General features: G+C 48.4%; 10 protein-coding genes. 6 read left to right on the top strand and 4 right to left on the bottom strand.

What is annotated here, in order from left to right:
- Nucleotides 1–9: 9 nt before the first annotated feature.
- Nucleotides 10–1,638 (bottom strand): ArnT family glycosyltransferase, encoded by a 1,629-nt coding sequence (locus tag AB0L18_RS08395; protein WP_367392142.1) that lies wholly within the window; start codon nt 1,636–1,638, stop codon nt 10–12.
- A gap of 217 nt (nt 1,639–1,855) precedes the next feature.
- Between AB0L18_RS08395 and AB0L18_RS08400 the strand changes: the two genes are divergently transcribed.
- The 3 genes from AB0L18_RS08400 (at nt 1,856) to AB0L18_RS08410 (ending at nt 5,334) form a co-directional block, all read left to right on the top strand.
- Entirely contained in the window at nt 1,856–2,647 is a 792-nt protein-coding gene (locus tag AB0L18_RS08400; RefSeq protein WP_367392143.1) for a M15 family metallopeptidase, read from the top strand.
- 171 nt (nt 2,648–2,818) lie between these two features.
- On the top strand, nt 2,819–3,784 hold the full coding sequence (locus AB0L18_RS08405) for an AAA family ATPase (RefSeq protein WP_367392144.1): 966 nt from the start codon (nt 2,819–2,821) through the stop codon (nt 3,782–3,784).
- 434 nt (nt 3,785–4,218) lie between these two features.
- Nucleotides 4,219–5,334, top strand: a complete 1,116-nt coding sequence (locus tag AB0L18_RS08410; protein WP_367392145.1) for a DUF4837 family protein — start codon at nt 4,219–4,221, stop codon at nt 5,332–5,334.
- Here AB0L18_RS08410 and AB0L18_RS08415 read toward each other — a convergent pair.
- The gene (locus tag AB0L18_RS08415) at nt 5,331–5,750 is read right to left on the bottom strand and encodes a Fur family transcriptional regulator (RefSeq protein ID WP_367392146.1); all 420 of its coding nucleotides are present in this window, start codon (nt 5,748–5,750) and stop codon (nt 5,331–5,333) included. The two genes, AB0L18_RS08410 and AB0L18_RS08415, sit on opposite strands and share 4 nt — an antisense overlap.
- 301 nt (nt 5,751–6,051) lie before the next feature.
- On the opposite strand from AB0L18_RS08415, the gene AB0L18_RS08420 reads away from it, so the two are divergent.
- On the top strand, nt 6,052–6,429 hold the full coding sequence (locus AB0L18_RS08420) for a MerC domain-containing protein (RefSeq protein WP_367393139.1): 378 nt from the start codon (nt 6,052–6,054) through the stop codon (nt 6,427–6,429).
- Nucleotides 6,430–6,588: 159 nt separating this feature from the next.
- Here AB0L18_RS08420 and AB0L18_RS08425 read toward each other — a convergent pair whose 3' ends face one another.
- Together AB0L18_RS08425 and AB0L18_RS08430 are read right to left on the bottom strand one after the other, a co-directional pair.
- On the bottom strand, nt 6,589–7,296 hold the full coding sequence (locus tag AB0L18_RS08425) for an SGNH/GDSL hydrolase family protein (protein WP_367392147.1): 708 nt from the start codon (nt 7,294–7,296) through the stop codon (nt 6,589–6,591).
- A gap of 442 nt (nt 7,297–7,738) precedes the next feature.
- Nucleotides 7,739–10,390 (bottom strand): DUF5686 and carboxypeptidase regulatory-like domain-containing protein, encoded by a 2,652-nt coding sequence (locus AB0L18_RS08430; RefSeq protein WP_367392148.1) that lies wholly within the window; start codon nt 10,388–10,390, stop codon nt 7,739–7,741.
- A 226-nt stretch (nt 10,391–10,616) separates the two neighbouring features.
- On the opposite strand from AB0L18_RS08430, the gene AB0L18_RS08435 reads away from it, so the two are divergent.
- Both AB0L18_RS08435 and mutL read left to right on the top strand, forming a co-directional pair.
- The gene (locus tag AB0L18_RS08435) at nt 10,617–10,934 is read left to right on the top strand and encodes a hypothetical protein (RefSeq protein WP_367392149.1); all 318 of its coding nucleotides are present in this window, start codon (nt 10,617–10,619) and stop codon (nt 10,932–10,934) included.
- A gap of 100 nt (nt 10,935–11,034) precedes the next feature.
- Nucleotides 11,035–12,936, top strand: a complete 1,902-nt coding sequence (mutL, locus tag AB0L18_RS08440; protein WP_367392150.1) for a DNA mismatch repair endonuclease MutL — start codon at nt 11,035–11,037, stop codon at nt 12,934–12,936.
- Nucleotides 12,937–12,991: the final 55 nt, after the last annotated feature.

Raw genomic sequence — 12,991 nt, forward strand, 5'->3', positions numbered from 1 at the left:
TGTTAACTTTTAAAACCCCGGCCTTTCCCCCACCGTCAATCGCTCAATCTCCCTGGGATCAACCGTGCGTAATTGACCTACGTAATAATTGGGGTACGAAGAATGACGAACCATAAAGGAGTCTACCTGGGTGCGAAACAAGGCCGGATCGTACTGCTGCGCATTGTAGATATAGTAAGTCGTGGTGTCAAATCCGCTGTAGACGCGGGGGACGATCCGATTCAGTGTTTTTTCGATGTGGTAAGAATTGGCGGGCTCCATGTGGGTTTCGTTAAAGACTTTGAGCTCGCGATCCTGCCAGCGGTTGGCAAAATCGACGGAAGAAATTTCCAGGTTATGTCCTTTGCCACCCATCGCCCGGGGAGGGAGTGCCAATAAGTCGAAACCAACTCGGAAGACAATAAATGCGGCCGCGAGAATAAAGAATTGGGCAGCTGGTTTTTTCCAATAGTAATAAAGCAAGCCCGCTAAGGGCAGGAATGCACTGATGCCTTTTATATAAAGGTAGGGGATGGCTTGGGTTTCTTTTACAAACAAGGTGGCCAAGGCTCCGCCTGCGAGGGCCAAGATGAAAATCCCGCCAAGGATGTAAAACGTCTTGTCCCAGTTGTCGCGTTCAGCGCTTGGTGGCGGAATCATTTTTACCAGCAGAATAAAGCCCAAGGGCAAGAGCATCAAAATATAGCGAGGATAAAAATTAGGCGAAAGCCAATAGACGGACAGGTTGACAAAAAGGGCGTACAAGCAAAATCTTAGGAAAAAATAGCCCTGCAAGCGTTCTCGGTTTTTCTTTTTTACCAACAAATACAACAGCAAGGTCCAGGGCAGAAAGTGGTAAAACAACTCTACTGGGAAATTAAGGACGTGTTTGAGGGTATCTCCCCAGCTGTAAGCAACGGCCGTACGCTTGCCCGACTCGACGAAGAGTGCCTGGAAAACATTCTCCAGGCTGTTGTACTGATTGTAGGCCAGGTAATAAACGGCCAGTATCATTACCGCCAAAAGCCCACTGCCGAGGTGTGCCCAAGAGAACAGTCGTTTCCATTCCTTTTTTAAAACAAGGTAGGTCAGCAAAGTAAGCCCCTGGAAAACAAAGGCAGGGAGCCCCTTTAGCATAAAGGCCACCACCATTAGCAGATAAGAAAACAGAAACATCCGGTTCCAGCGTTCCCGCTCGCCCTGGTGGTAGATGACCATGATGAGGCCAAAAGTTACCCAGGAAAAACAAATATCGATCAAGCCCAAGAGCGATTCCCAGAAAAGAATACGCCCGCAAGTGAGCAACATTAAGGCCACCAGGAAAGACCGTTCAAAACTCATGTATCGGCGACTGACCCGGTAGACCGTGCCGGCAAACCCCAGCAGACAGAGCACCATAGGCAGGCGCGCTGCCCACGCGCTAGCTCCTCCGTGGAGGTAAAACGACAAAGCCAGCATCCAGTTCCAGAGCGGAGGTTTGTTGTAGTAATAATCGCCGTGTATCGTGGGCGTGAGGTAGTTGCCACTCCAAAGCATCTCCAAGGCTACCACCGAGCGATTGCCTTCATCATCGATAAAGGGTTGCACGCCCAGGTTAAGCAGAAATGCTACGGGAATGAGTAACAGGATGGACCAGAATAGCCAGCGAGGTAGTTGCACTTCTTTCGTATCTTTGAATAAGTTACAAAAGTACGGATTCGCAGGGAATCAATTTGTAACCGTACCATACAACTAAGGCAAACGCATCAAATACGCAATTACCCATCAGCGACGACTATCTACATAGGATAGGCCACAGATTTAACGGATTAAACAGATAAACACGGATTTTTCATCCCGTTCTGTCAAGTCCTATTTAATTTACGTTGACAAGCTGATGTCTCACCTAATTATAGCAGATAAATCAATGGAGCAGCCATACCTGATTTTTTTAAAGAAAATATGCCGCACCTGGTGCCTGTTGGCCCTCGCCACGGGAGCTCTGACCATTGCTTGTGAGTCCGAGCATCCTCAAAACGAGGAATACGAGGCGAAAGCACCACTGGTAATGGAAGTAGCCCAATTGGATACTTTAACCCAGCCGCCGGCACCCACGCCACCCGATACCTTCGATTATGATACTACCCAATGGCTGGAACTTACTTACCTGGACAGCACCATACAACTGGATTTGCGCTACGCCACCGAAAACAACTTCGTTGGCCAGGTGATGTACGATTGTCCCAGGTGTTTCTTGCGCCCGGCAGCAGCGCGGGCGATTATTGCTGCTCACCAAGAGCTAAAAGCGGAAGGATTGGGTTTGAAAATGTATGATTGTTACCGCCCGCGGGATGTACAGTGGAAGTTGTGGGAAATTTTTCCCCAGCCGGGCTACGTGGCCGATCCTCGCCAGGGCTCCATCCATAATCGTGGTGGTGCGGTGGACCTTACGATTATAACGAAAGAAGGAGAAGAACTTGCGATGGGCACTGATTTCGACTTCTTCGGCCCCAAGGCCAATCATACCTATACCGACTTTCCGAAAGAGGTGCTCGATAATCGCTTGAAATTAAAGACTTTATTGGGTAAGCACGGATTCTCCCCCATCCGTAGCGAATGGTGGCATTACAACTATCGGGAGGAAAAATATGAGCTGGCTGATGCCGAATGGAATTGTCCGGTGGAATAAGTAAGAACAAATCACGTTTGGTATTTTGAACCATTCCTAACGAGATACGTATACATTGCAGCCAAGCATTTGACTATCTTCAATAAATTTAGCAACTTGCGGCCTTGTTTATTCGAATCTAATCTTTCTCTAGCCCCAAACGACAGAGAATCAAAATAATGTATTAACCCCATGGCGGAGTATAAATCAGATGTAGAAGCAGTAGACGCCCTCGCTCGCGCTTACCAGTCATTGAAAGCAGAAATTGGTAAAGTTATCGTAGGGCAAGACGAAGTGGTGAAAACCGTAATCATTTCCCTCTTTAGCAATGGCCACAGTTTGTTGGTAGGTGTACCCGGGTTGGCGAAAACCCTGTTGGTGAGTACCATCGCAGAAGTACTTGACCTGGATTTCAAGCGTATCCAGTTTACCCCCGATTTGATGCCAAGTGATATTACGGGCTCAGAAATTCTCGACGAAGACCGCCATTTTAAGTTCAACAAAGGACCACTGTTTTCCAATATTGTCCTGGCAGATGAAATCAACCGTACACCGCCCAAAACGCAGGCTGCTCTTTTGGAGGCCATGCAAGAACGTTCAGTGACGGTAGCAGGGGTACGCCACCCATTGCCCGCACCGTTTTTCGTACTGGCAACGCAAAACCCTATTGAGCAAGAAGGTACTTACCCACTACCCGAAGCCCAGCTGGACCGCTTTATGTTCAATATCCCGCTTACCTACCCTTCTTACGAAGAAGAAATAGCGGTGGTAAAAGCCACAACGGGTAAGCAGGTCACCGATTTGAAGCACATTTTGAGTGCTATGCAGATCATTGAGTTCCAGCAATTGGTACGTAAAATTCCGATCGCTGATAATGTGCTGGAATACGCCGTAAGCCTGGCATCAAAGACGCGTCCGGGTACTGATCGTGCTACTGCTGAGGTCAATAACTACATCAGTTGGGGTGCTGGCCCACGGGCTTCACAATACCTGGTGTTAGGTGCCAAGTGCCATGCTGCGATCAATGGTAAATATTCGCCAGACAAGTCAGATGTCCAGGCCATCGCCAACTACGTGTTGCGTCACCGTATCGTCCGTAATTACAAAGCAGAAGCAGAAGGGGTCACCGAAGAAGATGTGATCACCCATTTGCTCTAGGCTAGCTTAGTCCAAATGGCAAAAGCAGTAAAGAGATGCGGGGCGATGGCATCACGCCTTTGAGGTAGAGGGTACAGCGATGGGAATTAATGAATATTGTTTTTCATCCCTATACCCTCTACCTCAATGGCGCGAAGCGACCCATATCCCTCTACTAACTTTAGGTAAACATACAACTGATGAGGCTACTCATCTGGCTATTGATCAATAGATTGCATGCCAAGCTCCCGGCTACTTAGGCCGGGTTTTTAATTTTAACCCTATCTTTAGGATAAGGAAGAAAACGATACGCCAAAAGCGGCCTCTTTTTCATCTAAGACTTAGCGATGAACGATCAATAACTGTCGCGAATCCATTTACGACTTTTGGGATTTTATCGAAAATCAAACGAAGATTTGTTTTTCAAAAGAATAGTAAGCAATCAAATGATCAACATGCAAATGATAAATAAGCTGAAAAGCGATCTTTCTTCAGGGCGTTTTTGGAGCTATTTTCTGCTCTTTAGTCTTCTGCTACTGAATGTTTTTTCTTGTGCAAATGAGGCTGTTCAGAAAAGCTTCGAAGCGGAAAAGAATGCTTTTGGTAAAATAAATCGCGTCAACGTCTTGTGCGATAAAGATGTCTGGGAGGGCCCATTAGGAGACAGTATACGCTTTTACTATGGTGCTGCCTACCCCATTTTGCCGCAGCCTGAGCCAATTTTTGACCTTCGCCACATCACCTTGGAGGATCTACGTAAGGATCCTTTACGTAAGGAACTTCGGACTTATATAGTAGTGGGCAACCTTGCTGATCAGGACTCCGAAACAACGGCTCTCATCCTAAAGGATGTTGGCCTGGAGAAAATCCGGGCAGCAAGCGCTGATAATGGCTATGGCAATTCTGTAGCCCGGAACAAATGGGCAAAAGGACAGACCATCGTCTACCTCTATGCCGATTCGGAAGAAAAACTCATCGACAACATCACCAATAGCTTCTCCGCCGTAGCAAAACGCCTGCACCAGGCAGACGAGAAAATCATCGACGCTACGGCTTTTTTCAACGGCGAAAATGTAAGTTTAGCAAGTGAGATCAATGCGCTGATGGGGGTCAAGATGCGTATCCCCGAAGAATTTAAGCCCGCCATGAAAGAGGCTGGTATCGTATGGTTACGCCGGGAAACCTCCGAGGCCAGCAGCAATATCATTCTCCAAAAGATTCCCTACACCGATCAAGCGCAGCTTTCCCGAGAAGGGATCAAAGCCATTCGGAATGAGATGGGAAAAACCTATGTCTCTTCCACCTTGCCCGATACTTACATGCGCATCAATGACGTAGATCTTCCGCTCATCGTAGAAACGACCAGGGTCAATGGTGACTACGCACTGGAAGCACGTGGCATCTGGGATATCGTCAATGATTTTATGGGCGGGGCTTTCATCAGCTACCTTGTTTATGACCCCGGCAAGAAAGAACTCCTCTTTATGGACGCCTTTGTACATGCACCCGGAAAAGAAAAGAGGGATTTGATGCAGCAGTTGGATTACATCCTCAATACGGCGCAGTATTAAGTATCACAATTATTACAAGTACCCTCCAGCACCAAGTGGGTTTGCTGAACTTTGAACCCTCTGGGGACCTGGATGGTACTTGTGGTGATACTATCCAGACAGATGGTCTTGCCACAATCATTGCAATGAAAATGTGCATGCTCGTCGTGATGCTTATGCTCGGTGCAGGCGTCGTTGCAAAGCGCATATTTCGTAGCATTGCCACTATCTACCACTTGATGGATAAGCCCTTTGTCTTCAAAAGCCTTCAAGGTGCGATACAGCGTTATCCGATCAGCATCAGGTAGCCGCCGCTCCAGTTCCGGATGCGTAATGGCCTGTTTGCCCGCCTCCAGAAAAATCTTCAGTACTTCCCCCCGCATAGCTGTCTTGCGAAGTTCGTGTCGTTGCAGTAATTCAACAATGGTCTGATTCATTTTACAAAGATAACCAAGTACTTAGTGACGGATCAAAAATAACTGATTCCATTTTTGATTCGCTAAAATTTTCTAAGCAAGCAACTAAAAGGAGCTTGCGTGAAAATATTCGAGAATCGTTAGAAAAAATGGAATTAGTTATTTCCGTCAAATTACTTAAAGCCGGAAAAATAAAACTTGTGCATCTCTTGCACCTTCATAAAACCTTTTAAGTTGCAATATTGTTGCATTTACCTATCTTTGTGACTAATCTTAATGATTTAGAGGTATTATGCGACTAATTCGTTCTTATTTGGATGTTATGGGCTTTTCCGCTTCTTTTCTGTGTGCAATTCATTGTATGCTCATGCCTTTGATACTGTCCTTTGGTTTGGTGGGAAGCCTAACCTGGCTGGAAAGCCCACTCGTAGAGTGGATTTTCATTGTCAGCACACTGGTGCTAGCGAGTTGGTCTTTACTAGGGTCATTGCCTAGCCACAACAATAAGCGTCCATTGCTTATCGCAGCCATCGGGTTTGCCATTATTCTTGGTGTGCATTTATTAGAGCATGTTGTTGGCCACTTCGTTGCGGCTATTGGCGGCGTACTGATCGCCTATGCGCATTATCTCAATTGGCGTCTGATGACCACTTGTAGCGAGGGTTCTTGTCGTTCTTCCTATAAATTAATTCGCGATTAATCAATAGCGTTGTTCTTGGTTGCTTTGGGGCGATACTGGTAATGGGCTGTCCTTGCCCTGCTGCTCCGTAGGGGCGGATTTCAAGCCCGACCCTACGGAGCAGCAGGTACTAATTCTCCAGTGCAGGGTATAAAACCCTGCCCTATGGAGCAGCAGGTGCTAATTCTCTAACTCCTCTTTTATTGTCGTTAAAAACAAATTCACCCAACGGGCATACTGCGCGCCGGAAGGGTGAAGACCGTCATTGGCCACCAGCGAGGGCATGTTTAGGCCTTCTCTGGAGATCGGGGTAATATCGAAATACCGCACGCCGTAGGTTTCGGCAATCGCCTTGTTGGCTGCATTATAGGCGTCAATACCTTCGCTGATAGCAGGGTTGCCATTTCCAAAAGAGGTAAAGGCATAATCGGGTATCGATATTACGAACACCCTCGTCAAATCGCCCGCCGCAAACTCTATGGCTTGTTCTAGCAATGATCGAAACTCTTCTTCGTAAGGCTCAATAGGGCGATTCCTATATTGGTTATTTACCCCAATCAGCAGCGTGACCAAATCATACGTAGTTTGGAGGTCGTCACGTGCCGCAATACCATCAGCCAATTCATCGGTGGTCCAACCCGTGCGGGCGACAATATCTACCGGAGACAGGTTGATACCGTGCTTCGCCAGACTGTCGGCTAGCTGGTTGGGGTAGCGTTCCCTTTCTGCGACCGATTCTCCAATCGTATAAGAGTCTCCCAGCGCCAGATAGCTGATTGGTGTATTTTCTCCCGGCAAGGGTGGGAAAGGCCCCTGCGGTTTGGCTACGTCATTGGTGTTGCAAGTTCCCAGCAGGACGGTGACGATAAGCAAAAATAAATATCGCATACGGTGAAGTTTATGTTTTGACGAAAGTCAGGGGATGCACGGCGACCTTATCGTCGCTCAGGGTATAAGGTAGCGGGATTTTGGATTTGCTAGTAGTGTCTGCCATGTTATTTTTTAAACATCGGCTAGTAAAAGCAGCTTTAAAAATTGACCAGGTGTTTGTGCGACGCTCTCCTTTACGTCACTCCTTCCTTGCGAGGAAGGAGCCTAAGTCTAATGCTGCGCAGGCCAGAAGAACAAATGACGGGAACTGCTCCGTAGGCAGGGTTTTATACCCTGCACGAAGGTGCAGCGGACAGGAACTGCTTCATAGGGCAGGATTTTATACCTTGCACGAAGGTGCAGTAGACAGCGAGTGCCGTAGGGGCTTTGCAATGCAACGCCCCTACCGGCATGATCCCCTGTTCGTCGTAGCTTGTAGCTACGTCGCTGATTACGTCACTTAATCATTCGTCTCCACCTCCACCGAGCCAAAGCTGCCAAAGATATTAGAGGCTACGCCAATCCGGATACCCCAATCATAATACTTACCATCCTGGAAGCCTACGATGGCTTCTACGCGGAGAAAGCGCAAGATATTGTCGATGCTGTACCCTACTTCGGTATAATGATCGCTTTCGGGGGTGTTGAGGTAATTGACGAAGAAGTTTTCTCGGGCACCCGTCATTTGCACTTCCCAGATCTGTGTCAACAAAAAGCGGCGGAACTGGTAATGCGCGTGAGCGGCCAGCCAGCGGTCGCTGGTGCTGAACGTGTAGTAAGGCAATAAGCGGAAGGCCCCCACGGGATCAGCCGTGGTAAAGATCATCTGATTGCCCGCAAAGTGCTGGTAATCGGCCAAGCCTACGTAGTCGTTGTTGAGGTACATCCCCATATCGAGTTTTACATCAATCTTTCCGCGGGCACCGGGGCGGATAGTATGGCGGTAAACGAGCCCCAGACGCTGGTAGTCGGTAATGCTCTCGTTGAGGTCGGGGATGCCCTGCCGGTAGTTGAGGGTGAAGCGAGGGGAAGAACCTTCTACGGCCTCGCGGTTGCCGTTTCGGATGCGGTATTTCTGCCAGGGGTTGAGGGTGAAGGAGAGGTCTAGCGTCGCGGCTTTTTCGGTCTGAGGCACCAGAATGGGTGCTTCCAGGATCAAGGGTACATTGTCGGCGTAGACCCGGTTTTCGGCGTTGATCCAGGTTTGGCCAGTTGTGTTTTGGAGCGTACGACGGTCGGCCCACTCTACCATAGCGGTCGCCTTGGCGGTTTCGCGCCAGTTTTTTCGCCAGTTGGCTCCCACAAATTTTTTCTCGTAGATGTTCACGTAATTACGTTCCCCGAGGAGGGCGTAAAACGTATTGAACAGTTGGTTGACGGGGCGGGGCTCGTTGTACTGCGTCACCATGCGGCCACCACTCAGGCGGAGCAGGTTGCGACTGTGGTCGGGACCAAAGTGGTAATCAGCATCACTGTCCCAGGTGAGGCGGTCCCAGGAGAAACCATAGCGTGGGGTAAGGGCCAATTGAAAGCGGTTGCTCTCTCCTCGCTGGGTGTAGCGTAGCCGGGTTTCCAGCCAGTAACCTTCTACAGGGTTAAATCCTGCATTGTGTAAGCCGTCATAATGGACAAGTTTGCCTTCTCCCAGCTTAGCATTGGTGCCACTGATAATATTGAAAATTGGGAATTTGTTTTTCTTCTTACCAGCGTTTTTAACACCGTCAGCGGCCTCTTCTTCGGCAACTTTTTCGGCTACAGCCATCGAATCTTGTACTTCATAACCACGCACTTCTGCCTTCGTCAGAGGAATAGGACGAATAACGGCCCAGTAGCTAGAGTCGCGCTTGGTAGCCAGGGAGTCTATTTCTTGAGAATAGTTGGAGACCACCTCAGGCTCATCTTGTTCCTGCTGCTCTTCTTTTTCATATTCTCTCATCATCCGTCGAAGGTCCTTTCTGGTCAATTCTTCGCCGCTATTGAGTTTTTCGTCAATACTCGCCAGATCTTGGCGGTCCTTTTGGCGAGCTTCGGCAGTGCGGGCCAACTCGCGATCAATTTTTTCATCAATGACTTTGAAGTCTACATCCAGATCCGGATTTATCCGGATTTTATAATCACTAACGGAGGCCAGGTAACGGTAATCGAAACCAAAGCCAAAAATCTTTCCGGTCACTAAAAATTTATGGCTCACGGGTAGCCATACCTCTTCCTTCACCGGAGCGTAAACCTGGCGGATATCAAAACGGATACCTAGTTTGTAAACTTCAAGGTCCAAGCTGTGGATGCTCCAGAGGTCCTCAATGATGTAGATGTAGCCAGAGAAAACATTATCACCACGACTACGTGGGGTAACCTTGATTTTGTTCACATTGAAACCACGGTCGTTGAAATAACCCGCCAGTTCAAACTTGTAGTAACCAAAAGCTTTGGTGGAAAGAGGAGATACGGCCTGGGCCACATCGGGTTCGTAAAAACTGCCGTAGATGTAGCCGTTGGGGCTGGAACCATTGTCATCTCCCTGGGTATATACGGAGATCACTTTTTCCCGAAAGGTATTGGGGCGTTCGTACTCAATCTGCGAAACGGACTCCGAGGTGAAGGCTGTCGTGGAATCGGCTTTGACCCCTTCTTTTTCCAGTGCTCGCCGGGCAATACCAGGGGTGTTGAGCAAGCGACCAGAACCCTTGATATAAACCTGGGCCTGGTAATAATCCACCTGCTGACGGTGGAAGTCGGCCTTGGCAATGGCTTTTCGCATCACCGTATAGGCGGGATCTTCCCCCCCATCGATGATTTCTACCGCATCCAACTCGAAGGTCTGAGCCGTCAGCTGGATGTTTAGTTCCTTCATATTGTCGCCGATACTCACTCTTTGGACCTGGGTTTCGTAGCCCAAATGCTGAAATACGACGCGATAATCACCGGGTAGCATCCGGAATTCGTAATATCCTTCGAGGTTGGTGACGGTACCGGAGCCAAGTTCGTCGATGTAAATGGTGGCAAATTCTAGCGGCTCACCAGCAGTATTGCGGATAAAGCCTTTGATGCCGCCGGCAGCATAAAGACCAGTAGCCATGAGGAGAAAGAAGAGGCAAGAAGTAAAGGTACGCATAGGTTATATCGTGTTTTTTTGATCACTGCGCACCAATATCGTACCTTTCTCTATTCAGAAACAAGAAATGCGGACGGGTTAAGGATTATTTAAGACAAAAGAACAGTAAACAACAACCTTTTTCTGACGTCCTTTCACAACTCCCGCCAAAACAGCACTGTTTACCATCTGGATTGAGAGTGGTTTTTTTATATTGGAGCTCTTGAGCGATAAAACACAAAGCATTATGTTCGGCAAAAGACGCATGTTTAAGGTGCCACAGCACCAAAAATTTGATTACAAACCGATGTACTACGATCCTCAAAAGGAGGAACTGGAAGAACGGATCAAAGGTTTGAAGGAACTACAAAAAGATGATGTAGAAGGTGCCAAAGCGCGTATCTCCAGCGGTATGCGTAGCAGCTATTTGGCCGATCAGCAGTACCGCAAGCGACAGGTGCTCCGCTCAAATCTTGTCTTGGCCGGCGTAGTAATTATGTTGATTGTCTTGGGCTACCTTCTTTTAGATGTATATTTGCCTGAATTGAGTAAGTTTATTAAGTGACGGATCCAAAATAACTTATTCCATTCCTGCCTGCGGTACGCAGGCAGGAATGGAATAAGTTATTTCCGTCAAATTACTAAATAAAGCCTTTTTAGATTCGATGTCAGATATTATCCAGCTTCTACCCGATGCTATTGCCAGCCAGATTGCGGCTGGAGAGGTTATTCAACGCCCTGCTTCGGTCGTTAAGGAATTAATGGAAAACTCCATTGATGCGGGTGCTGATCATATCCAGTTGATCATCAGGGAAAGCGGTAAAAATCTGATTCAGGTCATCGACAATGGCTGTGGGATGTCGGAAACCGACGCGCGAATGTGCTTTGAAAGACACGCGACCAGTAAATTGCGCGTAGCTGATGACCTTACGCACATTCGTACCATGGGCTTCCGGGGCGAGGCCATGGCCACTATTGCTGCCATTGCCCAGGTGGAGCTAAAAACCCGCCGGTATTCGGATGAACTAGGGGTACGAATCATCATGGAAGGCTCTACGCTCAAATCGCAGGAGCCTTGCCAGACGGCTTCGGGAACTTCCATCTCGGTCAAGAACTTGTTTTTCAATGTGCCTGCCCGCCGCAATTTCCTTAAGTCGAATTCCGTGGAGATGCGGCATATCCTCGATGAATTTCAGCGGGTGGCTTTGGCGCATCCAGATATATTTTTCAGCCTGCATCACAACGATTCCGAAACCTATCATCTGCCAGTAGGCAACCTACGGCAGCGAATCGTGGGCATTTTCGGCAACAGCTACAACCAACGCCTGGTGCCCGTTGCTGAAGATACGGATATCCTCCAGCTGTCGGGCTTTGTGGGCAAGCCAGAGTTTGCGAAAAAATCACGTGGCGATCAATTTTTCTTTGTTAACCGGCGCTACATCAAAAGTGGCTATTTGCACCATGCTGTGATGTCGGCTTACGAGGAATTATTGCCTCAGGGGGTTCATCCTTTTTACGTATTGTTTCTCAATATGGATCCCGCACGTATTGATGTCAACGTGCATCCTACCAAGCAGGAGATCAAGTTTGATGACGAAAAACTGGTTTACAATTATCTCAAGGTAGCGGTGCGCCACGCGCTGGGCCAGTACAGCGTCACGCCTACGCTCGACTTTGAGCAAGGAGGTAGTTTTTCTCCTGCCCGCATGAGTGCTCCGCCGAGAGTGGAGCATTATCCCACCATTGAGTCCAGTGCTACGGCCAAGCCTGATAGAGGCGTAAAGAGTGGTGGTGGTTCCTCCGGAGCTTCTGATAATAGTTTTCGTCGTGAACGTAACAACCTGGAAAATTGGCAAAAGCTTTACGAAAACCTGGGCAATGAGGAAGAGGCTGCTCCTTCTTTTCCAGAAACGGAAGGGAGTGGAGAGGGCATGATTACCATCGAAAGCAAGATGTCGCAAGACCTGCCCCTTGGGCCTGCTTCCGAACAAGGGTACCGAGAAGACAAGAACCCCTATCAGCTTCATCAGCGCTACATTGTCAATTCCATCAAATCAGGCTTTGTGCTGATCGACCAACAGGCTGCTCACGAGCGAATTCTGTACGAACAATACCTGCAAGCACTAGAGCAGCAACAAGCTGTAAGCCAGGGGCAGCTTTTTGCGCAAACCATCGAGCTCAGCCCTACGGATGCTGTCCTGCTGAGCGAAATGCTTCCCGAACTCAGGCTCTTGGGCTTTGATATCGAAGAATTTGGGAAGAATGCCTTTGTGATCAATGGCCTGCCTACCGAAATCGCGGGTAAGCAAAACGAAGTGGCCATCATCGACCAATTGATCAGCCAGTACCGTGAGCAACTTGATCTGAAACTCGGCACCAAAGAAACCATCGCCCGCGCCATGGCTCGTAGTGCGGCGATCAAGCGGGGCAAACGCCTGGATGTGGCAGAGATGCAGCTGATCATCAACCAACTTTTTGCTTGTACCAATCCCATGCGCAGTCCTACGGGACGTTCTTGTTACCTTACCTTTTCTTTAGACGAGTTGGAGCAGAAGTTCGCCGAATAAAACGCTACTTAACCAGGGCCGGAAACTATTTTACAAAACAAAATCGGCCTTTGTA

It is taken from the genome of Lewinella sp. LCG006, assembly GCF_040784935.1.
In the GTDB taxonomy this organism is placed as follows: Bacteria; Bacteroidota; Bacteroidia; order Chitinophagales; family Saprospiraceae; genus Lewinella.

Coding starts and splice junctions, on each gene's coding strand:
- AB0L18_RS08400 (WP_367392143.1), top strand. CDS start 1,856: ATGTCTCACCTAATTATAGCAGATAAATCAATGGAGCAGCCATACCTG.
- AB0L18_RS08405 (WP_367392144.1), top strand. CDS start 2,819: ATGGCGGAGTATAAATCAGATGTAGAAGCAGTAGACGCCCTCGCTCGC.
- AB0L18_RS08410 (WP_367392145.1), top strand. CDS start 4,219: ATGCAAATGATAAATAAGCTGAAAAGCGATCTTTCTTCAGGGCGTTTT.
- AB0L18_RS08415 (WP_367392146.1), bottom strand. CDS start 5,750: ATGAATCAGACCATTGTTGAATTACTGCAACGACACGAACTTCGCAAG.
- AB0L18_RS08420 (WP_367393139.1), top strand. CDS start 6,052: ATGGGCTTTTCCGCTTCTTTTCTGTGTGCAATTCATTGTATGCTCATG.
- AB0L18_RS08425 (WP_367392147.1), bottom strand. CDS start 7,296: ATGCGATATTTATTTTTGCTTATCGTCACCGTCCTGCTGGGAACTTGC.
- AB0L18_RS08430 (WP_367392148.1), bottom strand. CDS start 10,390: ATGCGTACCTTTACTTCTTGCCTCTTCTTTCTCCTCATGGCTACTGGT.
- AB0L18_RS08435 (WP_367392149.1), top strand. CDS start 10,617: ATGTTCGGCAAAAGACGCATGTTTAAGGTGCCACAGCACCAAAAATTT.
- mutL (WP_367392150.1), top strand. CDS start 11,035: ATGTCAGATATTATCCAGCTTCTACCCGATGCTATTGCCAGCCAGATT.